This is a genomic window from Flammeovirga sp. AWQ4_249 (assembly GCF_056161045.1).
The window spans coordinates 56,515-78,804 of sequence record NZ_JBSWYJ010000017.1 but is presented as its reverse complement, the minus strand read 5'-3'; the positions used below and the strand labels follow the sequence as shown (position 1 = coordinate 78,804).

The window sequence follows — 22,290 nt, the reverse complement described above, 5'->3', positions numbered from 1 at the left end:
AATTAAATATTTTAGATTATTTTAGAAGTTCATCTACAGCTTTTCTCAACTGCTGATCTATTCCATTTACAACAATCTCTTTGTCCTGTGCTATTTTGACATCAGGCTCAATTTGTTGGTTTTCCAAATACTTACCATTCATGTCTTTTACGCCTACTTGAGGAATACCAAAAACAAGAGAAGGATCCTGTAAACGTTCCCACCAAACAGCAGTCATTGTACCTGGAACAGGCATACCCACAATTTTTCCAATGCCTAAAGTCTGATAAGCATATGGGAATGCATGTGCGTCTGAATAATTACCTTCCGAAGCTAATACAGCTGAAGGTTTAGACCACTTATTGATAGGTTCTGTACCAAATTTTTGATCTCTTGGAGCAAATTGTGCATATACTTTACCACTTAGGAAAGTCACTAAATCGTCATGTAACCAACCACCACCATTAAATCTTGTATCTACAATTAATGATTCTTTGTTGTAATTTTTACCTAAAGCTTCTGAATAGACAGTTCTGAAAGATGAACTATTCATACCTCTAACGTGTACATAACCCACTTTTCCATTTGAAGCCTCTTCTGTTTCTTTTTCTCTTTGTTTTACCCAACGTTTATATAAAAGATTAGATAATGCTCCTTGAGAAATTGGTTTTACTATAACCTTAAAATCCTTTTTAGTTGAAGGATCTAAAATAGTTAAATGAGTAGGAGTATTGGTTTTATGATTTAATAATTGATAGTAATCCGCTCCAGAAGTAATTTTTTGACCATCAATAGCTTTAATAATCATTCCAGGAAGGATTTCTTTTTCAATATTTTGTAAAGTACCACCTTCTACAACTTCGATGATTTCTAATCCATCTCCAGAATAATTTGGATTATAAAATGCTGCTAAAGTTGCCGTATTATCTCCATTACTACTCGAAGGATAGAATCTACAACCTGTATGAGAGGCATTTAATTCCCCTAACATTTCACTCAACATCTCTGAAAAGTCGTAATTATTAGAAATATAAGGTAAAAATTTAGCATAAGATTCTTTGTAATATCCCCAGTCTAAACCATGAATATTAGGATCATAAAACTTCTTCTGAACTTGTCTCCAAACATGCTCAAATAAGTACGCTCTTTCTGCTGATGCATTTAAATAATAAGAGGCAGAATAAGATATATTTGATTTTTTATCACTCTTTACGTCCATTTTGGCAAATTTGCCATTGGAATTAAAGAAGATATTCTTGTGATCCTTATCAAACTGAAGGTTACCTCCATATCCAGATAATTTTAATACTAATTTTGTCTGATTTTTACGAATATCTTTAGCCCATAAATCGTAACCACCTTCAAAACTTGACATATAATAGAGTTTACTTCCATCTTTTGTGAGTAACATATCAGAAGTAAAAGAAGAATTAATGGTTAATCTTAAAATACGATCCTGTAAACCATCAAAGTCTATGACTAAATCTTTTTCCTCTTCTTTATCATCATCCGTTTTAGACTTCTTCTTTTTCTTATTGTTTTTAGACTCGTCTTCCTTTTCTTTATTTGCTTTTTCCTCTTCTTTTCTTACTTCTTCTAACAATTCATATTCTTCTTTTGATAATTGGAATTCATCATAAGCATTTTTTGTTAAGAATAAAGCAAAAATATCATCTTCGGCTCCCCAACTACCATGACTTCTGTAACCGTATCGGTCATTAGCAAAAATGATAGCTTTGCCGTCCATTGCAAATTTAGGATTACTAGAGTTATAGCCGCTTTGTGTTAGATTAATAATATTTTGCGTTCCTGCTGCATCTACCAAAGCAATGTCAGTACTTGTCCATAAATTAGGAGAATATTGCACTGCAAACCATTTGCCATCAGGAGACCAATCATATGCTTGATCACCATCTGAATAAGAATAGTTGTAGCTTCCAGGTAAAATAACTCTCTCTTTTTTACTATCAAGATTTATAACTTTTAAAGTAGTACGTTCCTCTAAGAATGCTATTTCGTCACCCTTAGGAGACCACATTGGTTGAAATTCCTCTTCAGCTTTATCAGTAACTACCTTTTCTACTATTGAAGTAGCATTAATAAAATACAAATCAGATTTATTCTCTAATTCAGAAGTATAAATATTCCATGAACCATTTCTTTCACCAGCATAAACTAATTTTCTACCATCAGGAGAGAAACTTACTGATCTTTCTTGTTCTGGAGTTTTAGTAATTTGAACAGTGGTACCATAAGTTACTGAAGTTACAAATACGTCACCTCTTAGAATAAAAGCCATTTCTTTACCATTAGGACTTACAGCAAGTCCACGACCACCACTGGATTTTTTTTGGAAAGTAATATTATTGACTTTAGTATCGTTTAAAACTTTGATCTCAATTTTTTTAGGTTCTTCTCCTTCTTTTAAAGTATAGATTTCTCCATCATATGAAAAACACATCAACCCGTTTTTAGCAACAGTCAAAAATCGGACAGGGTGCTTTTGAAGTTTTGTCAATTGTTTTTTATTAGATCCATCAATATTTGCCATCCAAACATTTAATGTCCCATCTTCTTCACTTGTATATACAAAATGATCATCTCCCTTATAAAAATTAGGATATTGATCTTCTCCTTTAAAAGTAGAAATTTGTGTGTGTTTTTTAGTATTAACATCATACACCCATAAATCTCTGGTTACAGATGAAGTATGATGTTTCCTCCAGTTATCTTCGTACCCTTTAATATCTTGATATAAAATCTTTGACTGATCAGAATTATAAGAAGCATTAACCGCTGAAATGGTAAGTATTTGATTAGGTCTTCCTCCTTCTAAATCTACACTATATAATTCAGGTAATCGACCATATGGAAATTGAGCACTTTTTTGAGCATCTAAAATTACAGCAGAAAATAATACATTTTTTCCATCAGGAGTAAAAGAGGATGGAACCTCATTTTTGGAATGATAGGTAAGACGTTTAGCCATACCACCTGTTACATCGATACTAAAAACATCGAAATTACCATGTCTATCAGAAGCAAAAGCTACCGTTTTACTATCTGGGCTCCAAACGGGAGCATAATCATGTGCTACATGTTGTGTAAGAGATCTTGCATTTCCACCTATTGCATCAACAATAAAAAGATCACCTTGATAAGAAAAAACAATTTGTTTACCATCTGGAGAAATTGATGGGTATCTCATCCATAATGGAGTTTGCGCAAAAGTTAGATTCCCTAATACCAAAAATAGGGAGAGGAGTAATGTTTTTTTCATTTTAAAAATTTATAAATGGTTGTTTGTTCTTGACACCAATGTGAACTTAATAAAAAATAAGTTATGAATGAATTTTGATGAAAAAGATATATTTATACAAAAAAACAAAAGGTTTATACAACATTGTTGCTTATTTACTAACTATAGAATTTTTTTTACCAATATTTTTTTTAAAGAAGGCGGACATTTGTATCACATTAAAACAACAACACAACACACAATTATGAAAAAGCTTTCTTTATTAACGCTATTTATTTTGACAAATCTAATTTCATTTGCTCAAAATGTTTATCCATCTCATCGTAACTACGATCCAGATAGTACTGAATTTTTATTTCCTGCCATGGCAGCAAAAGTAAAAAAAGCAGGACATACAGTACCGATGCCAACAGGCATCATGTTTAATTATGTATACCAACAATCAAATATTAGATTAGAAGATTTTAAAATGGGTACAGATCTAAACAATATGCATAATATGGATTTTGTAGGTTTCTCTCCAGCGCATTCAGAAACAATGGCATATAATGTAAGACTTGATATGTGGGTTTTACCATTTTTAAATGTATATGGTAATTATGCGTATAGTACTACTAATGGTTCGGTGCAAATTACAGATCCATTAAATTTTCCAGTAATTACACATCCTGAAACAGAAAGTTATGGTTTTGGTTTTACTACTGCTTATGGTTGGAATAACTGGTTTATGGCAGCTAACTTTAACTTTACATGGTCTAATAACCAAGCTTTAGAAACAACAACTAAGTCTCAGATCTTCTCTGTTCGTTTTGGTCGAAGCTTCAAAGTAGGGGAACATGGTCATATTGCTCCATCAATAGGTGTACAATACCAAAATATGTCACCTTACTCAGTAGGTTCAATTAAAACTGCTAAAATACATGAGTTTTTAGACAATGATGCTGTTCAAGGTGCTAAAGAAAATCTACACAATAAATATGATAACTGGTACAATGATCTACCATTTGCTCAACGTAAAATTGTAGATAGTGCAATTGGTGCAGTTAGAGGTAGATTAGAAAATGTGGAAGTACCTGAAAAAATTTACTATTCTTTCAATAAGTATAAATTAAATAACTTTGCTGGTTTAGTAGGTGTATCTTATTTCTACAAAAACAGACATATGTTTAGAGTGGAAACAGCGGTAGGTAACGGTTATTTAAATGCTGCATTCACTTATAATTACCGCTTTGGATTATATAAAAAAAGAAAGAAAAGACAACTAGGTGGAAGCTCTAGCTTCTAATATGAATAACCTTTATCTTAATAATATAATGCGAATAGACACTTGAAAGAGTGTTTATTCGCATAAAAAAGAAAATCTACTAATTCAAATAAAATATTTACCACAAAAAAGATTGAGTTTCAACGACTTTTGTAATGATTAATCTATCATCTACAATTAAGTTATTAACACAATGAAAAACACAATCTTTTTACTATTAGTTATTTTATTTTCTACACTGAGGACAAACGCTCAAAATAATTTTGTTGCAACGAAACATTCAGTTATTGATAGCACAGAGTACCTTTTTCCAGCTATGGCAGGAAAAATTAAACGTGCAGGACATAGTGTACCTATACCAACAGGATTAATGTTTAACTATGCCTACCAACAAAATAATATCTATATCGATAATTTTAAAATGGGTACTGATCCTAATAACCTTAAGGATATGTCATTTGTTGGATTTTCACCAACTCATTCAGAAGTGATGGCCTATAATGTACGTTTAGACCTTTGGGTTTTGCCTTTTTTAAATATCTATGGTAATTACGCCTATTCATTTGCGAATAGTTCCACACAAATTACCGCTCCATTAAATTTTCCTATTAATACTAAGCCAGAAACAGAAACATATGGTTTTGGGTTTACGACTGCTTATGGCTGGAATAATTGGTTTATGGCATCTAATTTTAACTTTAGTTGGTCTGATAGTAAAGCAGTTGAAAACCTTACAAAATCACAAATTATATCAGTACGATTCGGGAGAAATTTTAAGGTAGGAGATCATGGACATATTGCACCTACTTTTGGTCTGCAATACCAACATATGTCACCTTATACTCTAGGTTCTATTAAAACTGATAAAATTAAAAATTTCTTGAATAATGAAACTGTACAAAATGCAAAACATAACCTTGAAGAACGTTATAATGAGTGGTATGGTGACTTATCATTCCCTCAGAAAAAGGTTGTTGACGAAGCAGTAAGCGTACTTCAAGACAAAACAGCAGGTTTTGAGTCAATAGATAAAATTTACTATTCTTTCAATAAATACAAGGAAAGTAACTTTGCAGCAATAATTGGTGTATCCTATTTCTTAAATAATAAGCATATGTTTAGGGCAGAAACAGCAATTGGGAGCGGCTTTGTAAATGCGGTATTCTCATATAATTACCGATTTGGTTTGTATAAAAAAAGAAAAATAAGACAATTAGGAGGGAGTAATTCTTTCTAAGTCAATTACATAATACTAAAAGCCTCATTAATGAATAATTATTGGGGCTTTTGGCATTATACAACTATTAGGTATTAATGAATTTTTTATATTATTAGTAACATTATACTTTTTTGGCTAATTAAAATGTATCAATTCTATGATAATGAGGCTAAATTATTCTAACAAGAATAGAATAGTTTACAAGAGGGAAGTATACAAGTTACTCCTTCAACAAAATAAGTCAGATGTAATCACAAACCTTATTCAATTGCAAGCTCATGATTTAACATATAATGTTCATGGAGAAATCACTGATTATATCATAGGATTCTCTACTTTAGAAAAAATAACAACAACATTTTATGTTTCAGGTCCACATAAGATATCTTTAACTCTGGAAATAGTAGAAAGACGTTCTACGTACGTGATGCCTCTGGTAATATTGTAAGTATTTATGAAGGTAATTACAAAAATAGTGAATTTGACCCTTCATCAACAAACCAAAAAGAAATACCAATTTACGCTGCATCTCGACTTGGCATGTTTAAAGTCGATACCGAGGATGATGCAAATAGTCAGGAGGTATATGAGTTGAAAGATCATTTAGGTAATGTTCGTGCAATTGCTGCTTGGAGTGGTAATAACTTACAAAGAAACCAATGGACAGATTACTATCCTTATGGCCACAAAATGGCATCTTCTTCAAGTGGAGAAGGCTATAGATTTGGTTACCAAGGTGATTTCGCTGAAGAAGACAAGGAAACTGGTTGGAATTTCTTTGAGGCTAGAGCTTATGATCCTGTTATTGGTAGATGGATGGCTGTGGATCCTGCTAGGCAGTATGCGAGTGGTTATGTTGGTGTGGGGAATAATCCTGTGAATGGAATTGATCCTGATGGGAGAAAAAGAGTGCATTATAATTCAGATGGCACTTGGTCACATACTTCACACGATACCTTTTGGCATAACTTATGGCATGGTAATGAGAAGTGGGTAAGTAATGGTTTTGGCGAATTTAACCCAGTTTCAGAAAATTTCTTTTGGAATAGTAATCAATCTATTAATGGAAATAGGTATACAGGAGAATTATCTCAACATGAAAATAGTTTTTGGGAAAATCAAAAAGAAGGAAATGTATTCCAAAAATCTTTCTATACAGCTGCTGATGGTATGTATTTGATGATTCAATCATTAAATACATTTAATAAATATGATACTCATCTTGATGGAGAAGTTGTAATAGGTTGGGATAAAACTGATGCTTTCGTTGAAACTACATTGAATACAGTTCCAATAAAAATAGGTACAATAGCTGGATTTACTAAGGTACCAAAGAAATGGGTCGGAGAGAGAGTTGTTATGGGAGGTAGTAAATTAACATTAACCACTTCTACTATTCTTACGAAAATGTATAGATCGATGGGAATTAATCAGACTATAAAATCTGCTAAGACCCCATTTGGACCTGCAAAGAATTTAGGAACATATTATGGAAGATGGTATGGTACTGGAGCTGGAACAATTTGGTCAACAGAGATAATGTATAATTATTATGAGTGATAAAAGAAAAGAAGTTATCTTATTTTTTGAAACAGATAATTTATTTGAAGTATCTAATTTGGAAATAAATTTGAATAAATATTTTATCGGTTATGATGCAGAAAAATTGATGATTGATTTTAAAAATAAATTTAAAGTCAATATGAATGGTTTTTTGTTAAAAGATTATTTTTACGGAGAACATGGATTAACTACCTATATAGAAATGTATCTTTTCCAAAAAAAAAAGATTACTATTCAACATTTGATTAATGTAGCTAATAAATCAAGATGGTTCCCTCCTGATTTTTAATAAAATATGGGAGTGTTACTCAAACTGTATAGATTCCTAAATCTTGAATTGTGAGTAACCCAACTGTTCGTCGTGTTAAGCCACAGGCGCCACTACGAACTATCCCATTTTTTAAGTTTCCTAACTTAAAACAATCAAGCCAATCTACCCACCTAGATTGGCTTGTTGTAAAGTGAATACTTTATCTCAACAATTATTCCCACCAAAAAGCACAGATATTCCTTTCCTCTTCTTATTTTTGTAGAAATATAAATTAAAGAATATGGCAACGTCAAAATACATTAATCCTTTTACAGACTTTGGTTTTAAGAAGTTATTCGGAGAAGAGCAGAATAAAGATATTCTTATTGATTTCTTGAATACAGTTTTACCAGAGGAAGATAAGATTTATGATTTGACATATAAGTCGTCTGAGAAATTTTCTGGACATCAGACCGATAGAAAAGCGATATTCGATTTATATTGTGAGAATGAAAAGGGTGAGAAGTTTATTGTTGAATTACAAAGAGCACATCAAACTTTTTTCAAAGACAGAACGATATACTATTCAACTTTTCCTATTCAAGAACAAGCCACTAAGGGGCAACCAGACGGAAAAGGTTGGAAATATGAATTAAAGGCCGTCTATGTTATTAGCTTGATGGATTTCAAATTTGATGTATCAGAAGATTTTCATCATGTGGTTGAATTGAAAAATCAACGTAATGAAGTTTTCTACGACAAACTAAAATTTATCTATCTAGAACTTCCAAAGTTCAAAAAATCAGAAAGCGAACTATCCAACCATTTCGACAAGTGGATCTATATTTTAAATAGACTAGAAAGCTTTACTGAAGCCCCTAAATTCTATCAAGAATACATCTTCAAAAAAGTATTTGCCATTACAGAATTTACTGCCTTGGATAAAGAAGATCAGCTCAGATATGAAGAGGATCTTAAGATTTTTAGAGATTACCTGAATACTTTAGAAACAGCTGTAGAGAAAGGGAGAAAGGAAGGTAAGGAAGAAGGATTGAAAGTAGGTAAAGAAGAAGGATTAAAAGAAGGAGAAAAGAAAAAAGCCATCGAAACTGCAAAAAACTTTCTAAAAATGGGTTTATCCTTAGAGCAAGTCGCTAAAGGAACAGGCTTATCCATTGATGAGGTAAAGGAAATCTCAAAAGAAGGATAAGCTTTCCAATCAACAAAAGATATCTTTAACTCAGGAAATAGTAGAGAGACGTTCTACAGACGTAATACACTCAAATAACATTATGCCACAAAATGGCTTCTTCTACAAGTGGAGAAGGATATAGGTTTGGTTACCAAGGTGATTTCGCTGAAGAAGATAAAGAAACAGGTTGGAATTTTTTTGAGGCTAGAGCTTATGATCCTATTGTTGGTAGATGGATGGCTGTGGATCCTGCTAGGCAGTATGCAAGTGGTTATGTGGGGATGGGGAAAATCCAATTCATGGAACAAATGGGGGATATAGAGGAGAAACAATAGATGAAGGTTCAACTGGTCTAGTTTACGATGGTGAAATATATGATGGTATTATCTAATCATGAGTTAAGATATCATGGAGCTAAGTGGATTAATGAGTATACAAAAGATTGGGAAAGGAATGAGTTAATGTCTTTTTTAAATAAAGGTGTTCGAACCAAAAACTTAAGCCAAGCACTATTTGAATTTGGTGATCTATTTATAGAATTCACTGATACATTTGTTGATCCTACAGATGGTGTTTTTGATAGATTTGTTGATATTGCAAAGGTAACAAAATTCAATAAGTTACCTGGATGGGGAACTGTTAAGAAAAGATTTTGGGCAGTTGCAAACGAACTTGGTACTCCAGTTAGAAGTGCAAAAGTCCAAGTTTTAAATACTAAAACAGGTAAATATGAAATAAGAACTGTTTATAAAGAGATACATCATATTGAAGGTCGACAAATTGAAGGGGCTAATAAATTAGATAATTTAATTGATGTTTGGCCATGGGAACATGCTACCATTGATCCAAATAGAAATTTAGGATATGAATTTATACAGTTTGTAAAATGATAATTATATATGTCAAAAATTTTTGAGTTAAATAAAAAAGTTTCTGAGTATATCAATTCTTCAGAATTTCAGGGTTTAGAAGATAAAATATTTAAATATTTAGAATATAGTTATACCGAAACAAATAAAAATTATGTACTAAGACAGTTAGTAGTTGATATTCATAATGTCGAACTCTCTTTAAATGAGTTAATAAATTTTTACAAAGAAAATATTACTAATATTAGTATTTACTGTGAGAAATTTACTGAAGTGACAGATTTAGACCTTGAAGAAGGTTCTGTAAGAGTAAATGAAAATTTTCATTCTTATAGCTTATCACGAGCCTTTGACTTGATGTTATATCTACAAAACCCTCAAATATTAATAGATTATCTACCGTCAAAAGAAGATAGATTGGACCCTGAGAGGTATTTTTATTATATCAAAAGTGCTGTGGAGTTATCGGAGGAAATGGGGTGTAAATTCAATTTATAAAATATTCGGCAACTGTTCGTCGTGTTAAGCCGACAGGCGTCACTACGAATTAGTATATTCTTTAAGTTTCCCAACTTAAAACAACAAGCCAAGCCAATCTACCCACCTAGATTGGCTTGTTTCGATACAAATACTCCAAGAATTATTTCCACCAAAAGCAAACATATTCCCAATACCTTCTTATTTTTGTAGAAATATAAATTAAAGAATATGGCAACGTCAAAATATATCAATCCATTTACAGACTTTGGTTTTAAGAAGTTATTCGGAGAAGAGCAGAATAAAGACATTCTGATTGACTTTTTGAATACAGTTTTACCAGAGGAAGATAAGATTTATGATTTGACGTATAAGTCATCCGAGAAATTTTCTGGACATCAAACAGATCGAAAAGCCATATTCGATCTATATTGTGAGAATGAAAAAGGTGAGAAGTTTATCGTTGAGTTACAAAGAGCACACCAAACTTTTTTCAAAGACAGAACGATTTATTACTCTACCTTTCCCATTCAAGAACAAGCCACTAAGGGGCAACCAGACGGAAAAGGTTGGAAATATGAATTAAAGGCCGTCTATGTTATTAGCTTGATGGATTTCAAATTTGATGTATCAGAAGATTTTCATCATGTGGTTGAATTGAAAAATCAACGTAATGAAGTTTTCTACGACAAACTAAAATTTATCTATCTAGAACTTCCAAAATTCAAAAAATCAGAAAGTGAACTATCCAACCATTTTGATAAGTGGATCTATATCTTAAACAGACTAGAAAGCTTTACTGAAGCTCCTAAATTCTATCAAGAATATATCTTCAAAAAAGTATTTGCCATTACAGAATTTACTGCACTTGATAAAGAAGATCAGTTGAGATATGAAGAAGATCTAAAAATCTTCAGAGATTACTTAAATACTTTAGAGACTGCGGTTGAGAAAGGGAGAAAAGAAGGATTGAAAGAAGGAGAAAAGAAAAAAGCCATCGAGACTGCCGAGAACTTACTTCAAATGGGATTGTCTACTGATCAAATTGCAAAAGCAACAGGCTTAACTATTGATGAGGTTAAACAGGTTTCCAAAGAATAGTTTCCAAATCAACAAAAGATATCTTTAACTCAGGAAATAGTAGAGAGACGTTCTACAGACGTAATACACTCAAATAACATTATGCCACAAAATGGCTTCTTCTAAAAGTGGAGAGGGTTATAGATTTGGTTACCAAGGTGATTTCGCTGAAGAAGATAAGGAAACAGGTTGGAATTTCTTTGAGGCTAGAGCTTATGATCCTGTTAGGCAGTATGCGAGTGGTTATGTTGGTATGGGGAATAATCCTGTGAATATGATTGATTCAGATGGTAATCTTTCTTTCATTCCTGGAGCTGCTGGTTTTGTAATAGGTGCTTCTATGAATTTATATGGTCAATATTATGCTGGACAATTAGATTTTACATCTTGGGAAACATATGCAAGAGCTGGTGCTGGAGGAACAGCTGGAATGGTTGCCGCGTATTTACCTTCAACATATGTTGGGATTTTTGGTGGTGCTGTTCTTAATGCATCAGGTAATATATTAGATCAATCTATATATAATGGTTTTAATTTTAATGAAGTTGATAAAGAGAGTGTAGCAATAGCTTTTGGTTTTGGTTTTACAGGTGGATTTGGAGGTAGATGGTTTTCTAATGTTATGAAAAAAGGGAATTCAGGAGGTAATTTTGTGACTAATAATTTACTTTCTTTAGAAAAGAGTTTAAGAGATGCAGGTGTACAAAATTATATTGATGGAGTTGGTCAATTAATTAATGTGCCGAATAATTATTTTAATATTATACTTAATACTGAGGATAATTTAAATGGGTTATTAAAAAATATGCAGGAAAATATTAATAGTCAAGCATCAACACCACAATCAGTACCTGTAAATTGGTTCCAAGATACATACATGAATCAAAAAGCATCAATCGAAATTGGGAATGTAACCAATTTAGGACCTGTATTATAATTCTATTAGAGATGAAAACAAATTTAAAATTGATATTATTCCTTTCAATATTTTGTATAACAATATTATCGATAAATGGATTTATATATAAGAAAATTTTCTACTTAGATTCTTTATTAGAAATAAGTATTGGGTATTTTATCTTATTTATCTACTTGTTATATGGTTTCTTTTTAGAAAGAAAAGATAAAGGCTATTTTTTAGTTCGATACTCAAGGCTAGCATATTATCCAGCTTTTCTTATTAGTAGTACCAGGTTTTACATGGATAACAATTATGGTCCTACAGTCATTAAAATAAATATTGTTGGTTTTTTATTATTCTTAGTAATTGATACTATTCTTAGAAAATGGAAAAAGAAGAAACATCGAGATTTTAGATATTAAGTGCTATTATACACTGAATATTTAATTTTAAGTATGACAATCCACTGTTCGTAGTGTTAAACCGAAAGTTATCACTACGAACTAGAACATTGTTTAAGTTTCCGAACTTAAAACTATAAAATATACCAAGCCAGTCTACCCACCTAGATTGGCTTGTTTCGATAAAAATACTCCAAGAATTATTTCCACCAAAAGCAAACATATTCCTTTTCCCTTCTTATTTTTGTAAAAATATAAATAGAGAAATATGGCAACGTCAAAATACATCAATTCTTTTACTTATTTTTCAGGACGTAATATCAATTAAAAAAGCCCCATCTCATCGAGAAAGGGCTTTAATATCATCCGTGTTTCTATATTTATATATTTTTAGAAGGATTCGGTAAATAAGAAATATAAACCATGAGATTCTCTACCAAATCCGACATCAAGACCTACGTTCATTCGTGGTTGTAGTTCATAACGATATCCTACACCTGCATTAGGTAACCATTCTGTTAATTCAAATGGATCTGGAGCTACACTACCAGCACCTACCCATGCGACTATACCACTTTTTGATAATTTTTTTTCTTTATTCATAAAAGTATGACGCCATTCTACTTCAAAAAAAGCAGCTGTGTTGTCTCTATATTGCCCAACAATATATCCTCTTAAACTTTTTTGACCAGCGAAGTCAGAAAGCATATTAATAGGAACTTCTCCAATAATATCACGCATATAAATTCTTGATGCAATTACATTTCCTTTACGGATAAAGGTTTTATAATATCTTACATCAAAGTTGTAAAGTTGAGCATTGTAATCACTGCCCAATAACTTTGAATAGTAATAGTAGTTAAAGTTAAAATAGATTCCTTTCCATGCATTTACAGTAATATCTCGACTATCATAAGATATATTAAAACCAAGACCATTCATGAAATAACTATTCGAGAATTGACTATAGTAAGGGTCTGCTTGCATAACGGGATTTACATCTGTATTACTTGCATAATAGAAATTAAAGGAAGGACCTATATAAAAGTTTTTTGCTATCCTAAACATTGGGTCCACGGTGATGTCAATCTTTGTTTCACTGTATAAAGTTGTACTATCAGATTGATAATTTTGCTCTATTTGATCAAAACCCTTTCCATAATAATTATTTTCTCTACTATTGATAGCAACTTTTGACATAAATCGGAATTTATCTTCATTCCAAAAAGTATTCACAGATGCGTTAATACCGATTGCACCAGTTGTACTTGCAAATATAGTTGCAGGAATAGAAGATCTTTGGATAAGGCTATCTTGTTTATCTGTTTTAAAAGAATAAAGAATCCCACCAGCAACTAAAAAGCCTACGTCGGCATTATAGCCCGGGCCAAATAGAGGTGATAACCAAGGATTTCCAGCATCAATTGCTGCTTGTTTTTTATCCTTGTTACGCTCCATAAATTTTTTCACTATTTTCTGCCCAAAAACGGGCTGAGCAAAAAGAGTGAGTAGTGTTAGATATAGATATAAATATTTCATAAAAGTCGGATGATAATATGTTCGTTCACTGATATACGCTATTGGTTATCAGTGGTTTCTAAATATCATCTAACAGGACAGTAAATGATTGGATTTTGATCTAATTTACTACTTATATTATAATTTTTACTAATTTTTGGGTGATATTAAGCCAAAATTGGGTTAGTATTTATTTCACTAATAGTAATAATTGTATTCTTCTTAATATTTGAAATAACAATTTTTCCTCCAAGAGCATTTACTCTGAAACTCAAGTTTTTAAGCAATAAATTTTCATCTAAATCTATTGATTTGTTACTATCTTTTTTGTCTTCATAGAATAAGGTAATAAAGCCATGAAAGTCTAGAATTAAATCTAAATAGACTTCTTTTATTTCATTACTATCATAGGCGTTTCTTAATAAATCTTGAATTATTCTATAGAAGTGATTTTTAATACTATTACTATTAATAGGATTTTCTAAAGCGAAATTTATATGTATTGTTAAATCAGTAGTATTATATTTTGAACATAAATCATAAATAATATCCTCAAAATCTTCTCTTTCATACTCAGGAGACACTAATTCATGACTCATGTTTCTGACACTTTGAATCGTATGCTTTACTAAATTTCGAATATAATCTGATGACCAATTATTTGATTGATTGATTTGAAGTAAATTTAAGCCTACGTAATCCTGTAATTCTTTCCCTATTTGATTTCTTTCTGCTTCTTGTCCTTTAATTATAGCTAAAGAGTATTTTTCTTGAATAAGTTGTTTTTGTATTTGAATTTCATTCTGTTCTTTAAAATAAATAGAGGTTTTCTTCAAAATTAAAAATAGAAATAATAGACTATTAAAAGTATGAACAAAATAGATTAATATTCTACTGTAACTCAGTCGTGTAGTTACCCCTAAATAAGGCAATATTGATAATATAATTACTGAGAAATTTACCATTATAAATAGTCCTAAAACTAATGAAGCACTTTCTTCCTTTATTTTTATCCCTCTAAATATTACAATAAATGAGAGGATAGTTGAAAGGAAAACACTCAGCATAGAAATTAAGGCAACGCTATTATTTACATATAATTTTAAGTCTCCATCATAATAAAGATTAAGTAGTGAAATTAACCCAATTAAAATAATGATATTCATGCTCTTTTTTATTTTTGACTTAATGAAATATTTATTGGAAAAAGTCAGATATGCATAAAAATAAAATGAACTATATGTAAATAAATAGGTGGATATCACTAATATGTATTTGATATAAGTAAAATGAGCAATTGGAAAGTAATTACAGATAACCCCAAATTCTGTTTCTAGGAAAAATAATGTTGATAGTGAGCTATAGCCATAAAAATAATAAACTTTTTTATGAAGCATTATACCTAAAGTAAGCCCCACTAAAACTAAACAAATAAGGATAGTTCGACATGTCAGTTTAAGTGTTTGCTCATAATTGATTGATGTGATAAAATCAGATTTTGTTGATACTTCAAATTCATCTTCAAAAGGCCATCCATTATTATTGAAATAATAAAAGATTTCTATTTCCTCTTCAGCACTAAAATTTATTTCATGGATAAATCCATAGCTTCTATCATATTTCTTTGAAACAAAATTATTAGCTAAGTCCATAATAGGAGTGAGAGATTCATTTTTACGTTTTTGCCAAATTTTAAATTCATCAAAAATCACGTTATTAAATCGAAGAATTAGTGTTTGTTCTATATCACTTTTAATGCTTATTTTTTTTAGTTGAGCATCTAAAGGGGAGTAATCAATAGAGGAGCAGTTACTATCACTGAAATTAATATGATCAATCTTTTTTGATATATCACAAACCTCTATTGTAAACATTTCTGCTTCTTGCGCATATGTTTTAAATAAAGTAAGTAGGGTAAGTATTGAATAAAATAGATATTTCATCAAGTTAGCAAGTTTTCGTAGGCATATTTTATTAATCCAGCTTTAGAAGTAATATTTAGTTTATTCTTAATTTTTTTACTGTGTGTTATGACAGTTTCAGGACTAATATTCAATAAGTTACCAATTTCTTTCATTGTTTTACCCTCTGCAATATATTTTAACACTTGTTCTTCACGAGGAGAAATCACTAAACTTACTTTTTCTTGAGTTAAGAAAGATTTATCAATTTTATTACTTAAATATATTTTTCCTTTTAAGACGTTATGTACGGCTGTAATTATATCTTCAACATCATCATCTTTTAACATATAACCCAATACACCTAATTTTAATGTCTTTTTAATTAATGACATTTTATTGTGCATAGATAAAATGAGATAATTTGTTTTTTCATCTCTATCAATGACTTTTTTAATCATTTCTATACCTTTCATAGAAGGCATTTCCATATCTACAATAGCTAAGTCAAATTGATTAAAGTCCAATTGTAATGCCTCAATTGGGTCATGAACTAAAGTTATATTTGCTTCAAAAAATTTTTGTATAATCTTCATTAAACCATTACTAAACAGTTCATGATCATCGACAATAAGAAATTTGTACATGATAGTAGGAATTATTTGTGAGCTATTAATTTTGTAAAATTACAAAAAGGAAAAATGATATAGTATACCTAATAATGGTTAATTTTAGATTTCTCTGAGATATTTATCTAACTCTATTTCTTTATCTAATGAAAGTTTTTTCCTTAAACGATAACGGTTCATGATTACACTTCTGTTCGTAATATTCAAAATATTGGCAATTTCTTGGTTCGTTAAGTTAAAGCGAATTAATGCAATTAGTCGATGATCATGAGACGTTAAATTGGGATGAGATAAGTTTAACCTTTCCATAAAATCCTTATTCAATTCGGTAAATAAATTGTAAAACACAAAATGCTTGGAATCGTTATTCATTTCTTTTTCAATCTTCGATTTCCAATGTTCTGCATTTTTATTTTTCATTAAAGAAAGCCCATCACTGACTTGTCGTAAAAAATCATTCTTTTTAGACAATTCTTCTGCTACTTCAACTAATTGTTGGTTTTTAAGGGCAATATTTTTTTGATTAAATAAGGCTGTCTGAATTTCTTTCTGTTTTAATTCATTTTTATAGAGTTGTTTTTTCCAGATAACTTGAATGATAAAAGCGAAAGATATTAATACTAAACCTACAAGGAAAAAAAGGAAAGGAGTTTCATACCATTTCTTATGAATAGAAAAAGTAAGCGAATCAGCTTGAGTAATTGAATTATTAAATTTTGACTCAATAAAGAAGGTATAATCTCCACCTTTGAGACCATTAAATTCTTTTGAAGAAGATGATGTCCAATCTGAAAAATTATTTTCTAAAGGATATAATTTTGTTCTATACTGTATAATATCATTTTTCGATGAATTAATACCAAAATGGAATGTAATAGCATTGAAGTTGTTTTTTATTGATAGTGAATTTTGATAAGGATAATTAAATTCATCAGTCACATTTTCTCTATGCAAAACAACATTAGTTATAATAGGCTTAGGTAAACTGTTAGTTCTATATTTTGAGTGCGGTTCAAAAATATGTACCCCTCTTTCATTTGCTATTTGTAATACCTCTTTATTAAAAGATATGAATTCATGTCCTCTCAAGAATTGATTTTGAAGTGAAGATAATTGATTTTGATATTCAATAAACTTTCCATTTGCTACATTCACATAAAGGAATAATTGATCATCTTCTATATAAGCATAGCTATGTTTATTTGAAGAAAAGGCTAATGCTTTTATATGTTCTCCTTCAATGAGTGAATAGGGTGGTGTGGTCTGTTTAATGAATGCTTTGTTTAGGTAAGTATATAGTTTTCCATTTTTCAGGAATAACATACTTTTATCATCTCTAAATACATTATGAATATCTTCATATGTTTCATCGAGAATAATTTCTTTTCCTGACAAAACGAATTTCTCAAGTAATTCACCGTTATTAAAACCCCATAGACAATTATTAGCATCATCTTTAAACAACTTTTTGATAGAATGATTGGTAATTATTTTTTCTGTTTTAAGATGTTTCTTTTCTAGCTTAGTTTGAACAACATTTAGATAAGTTGATAAAATAAAATGAGATGTTATTTTCTCTATATCAAGTACACCTGTCTGTTTATAAATAGATGTGATTGTGTGATCATTGTAGATAAAAACTCCATTATCATGACATATATAAACTGTGTTTTCAATTTCTTTAATGTTCCATACTTGTCCTTGAGAATTTGGAATTAAATGAAATTTACTTCCATGATCTGCATAAAAAAGGCCCTTATTTGTTCCTATTAATATCCCATTTTCAAGATTTAATATAGAATAAGTAGCCCCTTGGTTAAAAATAGTTTGAAGTGGCTGTTTCCTTTCGATTTTTGAAATTCCATAATCTAAAGCACACCATATATTCTTATTTTTATCGATAAATACACTAAGAATAGTATTGTCTAAAAGGCCGTCACTGACATTCACTTTTTCTAAAATGTTATTTTCAGAAATAGAAAAAATATACAAACCACCAGAAATACTACCTATTAATAGGCTTTCTTTTGAGTAACTTTCGATACAGAAAATTCCTTCTCTGTTTAATAATTGAGGTAGTTTTCCTTTAGACTGAAGTATTCCTCCATTAAAAGAAAAAAATGCTCCATCCTCAGTGAAAATATATAATTCATTATTATGTGAAATAAGATGTTTTGCTTTCGAATTGGTTGTCAATGAATCCAAAACAACAAATAGATCATCCTTAATTTTACCTATTCTGTTTCGTTTATCAATGGCATAAATTTCATTATTCCATTTTTTTAATCTACTAAAACTTGACGGATGAGAAATAACAGTTTGATCACCACTACCTTTATCAAATCGAATAATATTTTTTTCAGTTCTAAAAAAAGCATATTGGTTATCAAGTTCAATCTCCCATGCTTGACCAGAATTGATAGCTCCACAATTAGTATACTCTAACTCTTTTTGTTGATTTCTAGCATAATATCCAAATTCAACATTACCTCCAGTCCATAAAGTATCATTTTGAATTTGTAAGGATATTATTTGATCCTTATGTGTGGTTGGATATACTTTCCAAGTGCCAAAAGTATGGACTAACAACCCTTCGTTGTTTGCAAAATAGAAGATTCCTCTTTCATCTTCTATAATATCCCAATTTTGTCTTCCAGCATTATAGTCAAAACGGTCATACGATGATACAGTTGGTAGAGGAGACTGACCAAAACAATAGTTATAGAATAGAATAAAAAGTAAAGTAAAACTCATTGATTTCATAAAAATAAATTTACATTATTTTTTGAATAAGTTATACTTATCCTTGATAAGACTTAAAAAAAGAAAACCACACTTCATAAATTAGAAGTGTGGTCTATCATTATTGAGTGACTGTTTCGTCATTTGTTTTTTCTTTCTCTTTTTCTTTAGAGAATAATTGTTTTACAATGACGTGAGGATAAACAGTATGTCTTTTTCCTTCATAATCTTCCGTATCAAAGAATGAAATTTTACCATTCAATCTTTGTTTAATAGGTTTAGCTGTTCCACTTTTAAATGAAAGTACAGCACCTTTAGAATTAATACTTAAAAATGGAAGTTGGGGAATAGGAATGTACAAGCGATTATCTTTAATATACTTCTTGGGAGCATATTTAAATTCTTGTTTTCCTTTTAAAGGTACCCATTTTAAGTTTTCTACTCTATTATCATAAATATCCCTATTGATATGCCAAACCTTCTTTCCTTTTACATTGAAAGTTGGTAGGAAAGTTTTTCCAATAAGTGTATGTAAATAAGCAGTACTTTTAATACGTTTTCCTTCTTTTTCCTTTTTTAAAGTTACTTTTAGCTTTTGCGTAACATTACATTTATAAGCTTTCAGAAAATTAAAATTTCCTTCCTCATAGTCACGCTTTAATAATACTAGCCCATCCATATTAACAACATAATCTGGAAAGCCAGGTATTTCTTCAAAAGTTCTCAAAGTGTGTTAGTTATAAAATTATTATTTGAATTAAGTCCACTAATTGAAACACTATATTTAATAAAAAGAACATAATCGTTAAATCGTTATAATGATAACAAGTAATAAGTAAAAAGTGTCTCAAATTTGCTTTACGGTATCAAATATACGCTAAGAGAACATTGAGTACACGTCACCTAACGGTTAAAAGTGAATTTTTAAGAAATTGCATATTATTTTAAGTAATATTAACTTGAATACGAAATTAAACTCTTAAACTTTTTAACAAAAAATTGAAATGGATAAATTTTTTAGTTCAAAATTCGATAGAAATGAATTTATAAAATCAATTATTAAAGAAAAAAAACAAGATTGGTTATATCATGAGATTAAAAAAAATGATAATCAACATGGTAATCATCTAGCTTGGGCACTTTCCGCTATTTGTGATAACGATGCTACATTTTTAGATAAATTTAAAGATGATATTCTTGAATGGTTACCCGGTTTTAAAACACAAGGAATAAAAAGATCAATTTTGAGATCTGTAGATAAATTAAGTCTTTCCATTGATAAAGAAGGGGAGTGGGTTGATTTTTTATTTGAAGTAGTTATTTCAACAGAGTCAGATGTAGCGGTCAAAGTACATGCAATTGAAATTCTTTCAAAATATGTAATACAATATGAAGAACTAGCAAATGAATTATTAATGATTTTAGAAGATGGCATGGCTTATTATAGTCCTGCATTAAAAGCAAGAAGTAAGCGAATAATTAAACGATTGAAAAAAGCACATATTAATATATAATTGTATTATTTACTGATTTAGTGATAGTTAACAATAATACTTTTTTTTTACATTTCTCTTATTTTTTTAAATTGAAACATCTTTACCCTTAATATAAATTAAAACATGTCAACTTTACTAGTATCCATCATCGTTACACTTCTGTTATCTATAGGAATGTTATCAGTAGTCATCAAAAGTAAAAACCTTACAACTTGATTTTCATTAATTTTAGGCATTATTGTAATTGTATCAACTTTTATGATTTTTAGTATAAAATATTAAACATTAGTAATTGTTTAATTATAATATTATAAGTTGCAACTTGCAACTAAATTAATATTTAATTCAAATAATTACATAGTAATTATAAAAACGGAATAAGAATTGTAATTGATAGAACAATGCTAATAATAAATAGTATTATTTTTTTAAATCTATCTATTAACGAATTTCATATTTTGATTAAATACTACTATCAATTCTGTTTTGTACTGTTAATAATTACATTATGTTTAAATTTAAATACTTACGGCCAAGATGCACAGTTATCACAATATTATGCAGCCCCTTTATATTTAAATCCTGCTTTAGTAGGTAGTGGAGGAGATGGAAGAGCAAATATTAATTATAGAAATCAATGGACAGGAGTGCCTTCTAATTACATGACATTTATAGGAGGCTTTGATACACCATTAGCAAATAAAAGACTTTCAATCGGTGGACAAATTCAACAAGATATCATGGCACAAAATAGTGGTGCTATTTTAGACAGAACTGTAGTCAATGTCACTGGTGGATACAAACTCAAAGTATCAAAAGAATATACTTTGAGTTTTGGTTTACAAATGGGTTTTGAACAATCTTCACTTGGCTTTTATAATTTATTGTTTGGTGATCAAATTGATGATGATGGTGTAACTGGAAATCCCACACAAGATAGAGTAGATAGGGAATCTATTATCTATCCTGATTTTTCAGCTGGAACTATGTTATATGGTAAAGGCTATTGGTTGGGTGTATCTTTTTATCATATTAATCAACCTACAATTTCTAGATTTAATAATGGTAATGATTACTTACCATTGCGCTACAGTTTACAGGCTGGATATCGATTACCACTTTCATATAAATGGCATGGCAGTGTAGCCAACTATGATGATAAATATCTAAGTTTCATGTTACATTATCAATCACAAGGGAAAAATGATCAATTGAGCGTTGGAGCCAACTTTGATTATCATCCAATCATTTTTGGAGTTTGGTATAGAGGTTTATTATTAAAAGAAAATGAAGACCCTAATCAATTTAATCATGATGCAATTACAGTGATGAGTGGCGTTAAATTAAAGCGTTTAACATTGGGGTATAGCTTTGATATTCCAATAGGAGGTTTGCAATTCTCAGAAGGAAATTCTCATGAATTATCACTTACTTATAATTTTAATTTTTATCCTGATTATCGACGAAAGAAAAAGAAAAGTAAGATGGGTGTTCCAACTGATGAATGTCCTGTTCCTAATCTTTAATATAAATAAAGGCTTTGTAAAACG

General features: G+C 30.1%; 19 protein-coding genes. 13 read left to right on the top strand and 6 right to left on the bottom strand.

The window, feature by feature from the left end:
- Positions 1-16 precede the first annotated feature (16 nt).
- On the bottom strand, positions 17-3,259 hold the full coding sequence (locus tag ACXAHM_RS14015; RefSeq protein ID WP_474961075.1) for a S41 family peptidase: 3,243 nt from the start codon (positions 3,257-3,259) through the stop codon (positions 17-19).
- A 223-nt stretch (positions 3,260-3,482) separates the two neighbouring features.
- Here ACXAHM_RS14015 and ACXAHM_RS14010 point away from each other — a divergent pair, with 223 nt between their 5' ends.
- The 11 genes from ACXAHM_RS14010 to ACXAHM_RS13960 all read left to right on the top strand — a co-directional run bounded on the left by ACXAHM_RS14010 (position 3,483) and on the right by ACXAHM_RS13960 (position 12,475).
- Positions 3,483-4,523: a hypothetical protein gene (locus ACXAHM_RS14010; protein WP_474961074.1), complete on the top strand. Its 1,041-nt coding sequence runs from the start codon at positions 3,483-3,485 to the stop codon at positions 4,521-4,523.
- Positions 4,524-4,695: 172 nt separating this feature from the next.
- Positions 4,696-5,739 (top strand): hypothetical protein, encoded by a 1,044-nt coding sequence (locus ACXAHM_RS14005; protein WP_474961073.1) that lies wholly within the window; start codon positions 4,696-4,698, stop codon positions 5,737-5,739.
- Positions 5,740-6,261: 522 nt separating this feature from the next.
- Positions 6,262-7,281: an RHS repeat-associated core domain-containing protein gene (locus tag ACXAHM_RS14000; protein WP_474961072.1), complete on the top strand. Its 1,020-nt coding sequence runs from the start codon at positions 6,262-6,264 to the stop codon at positions 7,279-7,281.
- Complete coding sequence (locus ACXAHM_RS13995) at positions 7,274-7,573, top strand: DUF1493 family protein (RefSeq protein ID WP_474961071.1); 300 nt, start codon at positions 7,274-7,276, stop codon at positions 7,571-7,573. The genes ACXAHM_RS14000 and ACXAHM_RS13995 overlap by 8 nt, the downstream gene beginning before the upstream one ends.
- A gap of 262 nt (positions 7,574-7,835) precedes the next feature.
- Positions 7,836-8,744 carry an Rpn family recombination-promoting nuclease/putative transposase gene (locus ACXAHM_RS13990; RefSeq protein WP_474961070.1) on the top strand — a complete coding sequence of 303 codons (909 nt, stop codon included), beginning with the start codon at positions 7,836-7,838 and terminating at the stop codon, positions 8,742-8,744.
- Between the two features lie 92 nt (positions 8,745-8,836).
- Entirely contained in the window at positions 8,837-9,061 is a 225-nt protein-coding gene (locus ACXAHM_RS13985) for an RHS repeat-associated core domain-containing protein (RefSeq protein WP_474961069.1), read from the top strand.
- Positions 9,062-9,100: 39 nt separating this feature from the next.
- Positions 9,101-9,616: a hypothetical protein gene (locus tag ACXAHM_RS13980; RefSeq protein ID WP_474961068.1), complete on the top strand. Its 516-nt coding sequence runs from the start codon at positions 9,101-9,103 to the stop codon at positions 9,614-9,616.
- Between the two features lie 9 nt (positions 9,617-9,625).
- Positions 9,626-10,093 carry a hypothetical protein gene (locus ACXAHM_RS13975; RefSeq protein ID WP_474961067.1) on the top strand — a complete coding sequence of 156 codons (468 nt, stop codon included), beginning with the start codon at positions 9,626-9,628 and terminating at the stop codon, positions 10,091-10,093.
- A 210-nt stretch (positions 10,094-10,303) separates the two neighbouring features.
- Positions 10,304-11,173 carry an Rpn family recombination-promoting nuclease/putative transposase gene (locus ACXAHM_RS13970; protein ID WP_474961066.1) on the top strand — a complete coding sequence of 290 codons (870 nt, stop codon included), beginning with the start codon at positions 10,304-10,306 and terminating at the stop codon, positions 11,171-11,173.
- A 91-nt stretch (positions 11,174-11,264) separates the two neighbouring features.
- The gene (locus ACXAHM_RS13965) at positions 11,265-12,089 is read left to right on the top strand and encodes an RHS repeat-associated core domain-containing protein (protein WP_474961065.1); all 825 of its coding nucleotides are present in this window, start codon (positions 11,265-11,267) and stop codon (positions 12,087-12,089) included.
- A gap of 263 nt (positions 12,090-12,352) precedes the next feature.
- On the top strand, positions 12,353-12,475 hold the full coding sequence (locus tag ACXAHM_RS13960) for a hypothetical protein (RefSeq protein WP_474961064.1): 123 nt from the start codon (positions 12,353-12,355) through the stop codon (positions 12,473-12,475).
- A gap of 369 nt (positions 12,476-12,844) precedes the next feature.
- Here ACXAHM_RS13960 and ACXAHM_RS13955 read toward each other — a convergent pair whose 3' ends face one another.
- From ACXAHM_RS13955 to ACXAHM_RS13935, 5 genes are all read right to left on the bottom strand, one after another.
- The gene (locus tag ACXAHM_RS13955; protein WP_474961063.1) at positions 12,845-13,993 is read right to left on the bottom strand and encodes a BamA/TamA family outer membrane protein; all 1,149 of its coding nucleotides are present in this window, start codon (positions 13,991-13,993) and stop codon (positions 12,845-12,847) included.
- A 146-nt stretch (positions 13,994-14,139) separates the two neighbouring features.
- Positions 14,140-15,915, bottom strand: a complete 1,776-nt coding sequence (locus ACXAHM_RS13950) for a sensor histidine kinase (RefSeq protein ID WP_474961062.1) — start codon at positions 15,913-15,915, stop codon at positions 14,140-14,142.
- On the bottom strand, positions 15,915-16,520 hold the full coding sequence (locus tag ACXAHM_RS13945; RefSeq protein WP_474961061.1) for a response regulator: 606 nt from the start codon (positions 16,518-16,520) through the stop codon (positions 15,915-15,917). Before ACXAHM_RS13945 ends, ACXAHM_RS13950 begins: the two co-directional genes overlap by 1 nt.
- A gap of 84 nt (positions 16,521-16,604) precedes the next feature.
- The gene (locus ACXAHM_RS13940; protein ID WP_474961060.1) at positions 16,605-19,256 is read right to left on the bottom strand and encodes a ligand-binding sensor domain-containing protein; all 2,652 of its coding nucleotides are present in this window, start codon (positions 19,254-19,256) and stop codon (positions 16,605-16,607) included.
- A gap of 109 nt (positions 19,257-19,365) precedes the next feature.
- Positions 19,366-19,971: a hypothetical protein gene (locus tag ACXAHM_RS13935; protein ID WP_474961059.1), complete on the bottom strand. Its 606-nt coding sequence runs from the start codon at positions 19,969-19,971 to the stop codon at positions 19,366-19,368.
- Between the two features lie 277 nt (positions 19,972-20,248).
- Here ACXAHM_RS13935 and ACXAHM_RS13930 point away from each other — a divergent pair, with 277 nt between their 5' ends.
- Both ACXAHM_RS13930 and ACXAHM_RS13925 read left to right on the top strand, forming a co-directional pair.
- Positions 20,249-20,758: a hypothetical protein gene (locus ACXAHM_RS13930; protein ID WP_474961058.1), complete on the top strand. Its 510-nt coding sequence runs from the start codon at positions 20,249-20,251 to the stop codon at positions 20,756-20,758.
- Between the two features lie 440 nt (positions 20,759-21,198).
- Positions 21,199-22,266 (top strand): PorP/SprF family type IX secretion system membrane protein, encoded by a 1,068-nt coding sequence (locus ACXAHM_RS13925; RefSeq protein WP_474961057.1) that lies wholly within the window; start codon positions 21,199-21,201, stop codon positions 22,264-22,266.
- The last annotated feature ends 24 nt before the right edge of the window (positions 22,267-22,290 follow it).

Bases quoted from the DNA above. Each gene is read 5' to 3' on its own strand.
- ACXAHM_RS14015 (WP_474961075.1), bottom strand. From the start codon at position 3,259: ATGAAAAAAACATTACTCCTCTCCCTATTTTTGGTATTAGGGAATCTA.
- ACXAHM_RS14010 (WP_474961074.1), top strand. From the start codon at position 3,483: ATGAAAAAGCTTTCTTTATTAACGCTATTTATTTTGACAAATCTAATT.
- ACXAHM_RS14005 (WP_474961073.1), top strand. From the start codon at position 4,696: ATGAAAAACACAATCTTTTTACTATTAGTTATTTTATTTTCTACACTG.
- ACXAHM_RS14000 (WP_474961072.1), top strand. From the start codon at position 6,262: ATGTTTAAAGTCGATACCGAGGATGATGCAAATAGTCAGGAGGTATAT.
- ACXAHM_RS13995 (WP_474961071.1), top strand. From the start codon at position 7,274: ATGAGTGATAAAAGAAAAGAAGTTATCTTATTTTTTGAAACAGATAAT.
- ACXAHM_RS13990 (WP_474961070.1), top strand. From the start codon at position 7,836: ATGGCAACGTCAAAATACATTAATCCTTTTACAGACTTTGGTTTTAAG.
- ACXAHM_RS13985 (WP_474961069.1), top strand. From the start codon at position 8,837: ATGGCTTCTTCTACAAGTGGAGAAGGATATAGGTTTGGTTACCAAGGT.
- ACXAHM_RS13980 (WP_474961068.1), top strand. From the start codon at position 9,101: ATGATGGTATTATCTAATCATGAGTTAAGATATCATGGAGCTAAGTGG.
- ACXAHM_RS13975 (WP_474961067.1), top strand. From the start codon at position 9,626: ATGTCAAAAATTTTTGAGTTAAATAAAAAAGTTTCTGAGTATATCAAT.
- ACXAHM_RS13970 (WP_474961066.1), top strand. From the start codon at position 10,304: ATGGCAACGTCAAAATATATCAATCCATTTACAGACTTTGGTTTTAAG.
- ACXAHM_RS13965 (WP_474961065.1), top strand. From the start codon at position 11,265: ATGGCTTCTTCTAAAAGTGGAGAGGGTTATAGATTTGGTTACCAAGGT.
- ACXAHM_RS13960 (WP_474961064.1), top strand. From the start codon at position 12,353: ATGGATAACAATTATGGTCCTACAGTCATTAAAATAAATATTGTTGGT.
- ACXAHM_RS13955 (WP_474961063.1), bottom strand. From the start codon at position 13,993: ATGAAATATTTATATCTATATCTAACACTACTCACTCTTTTTGCTCAG.
- ACXAHM_RS13950 (WP_474961062.1), bottom strand. From the start codon at position 15,915: ATGAAATATCTATTTTATTCAATACTTACCCTACTTACTTTATTTAAA.
- ACXAHM_RS13945 (WP_474961061.1), bottom strand. From the start codon at position 16,520: ATGTACAAATTTCTTATTGTCGATGATCATGAACTGTTTAGTAATGGT.
- ACXAHM_RS13940 (WP_474961060.1), bottom strand. From the start codon at position 19,256: ATGAGTTTTACTTTACTTTTTATTCTATTCTATAACTATTGTTTTGGT.
- ACXAHM_RS13930 (WP_474961058.1), top strand. From the start codon at position 20,249: ATGGATAAATTTTTTAGTTCAAAATTCGATAGAAATGAATTTATAAAA.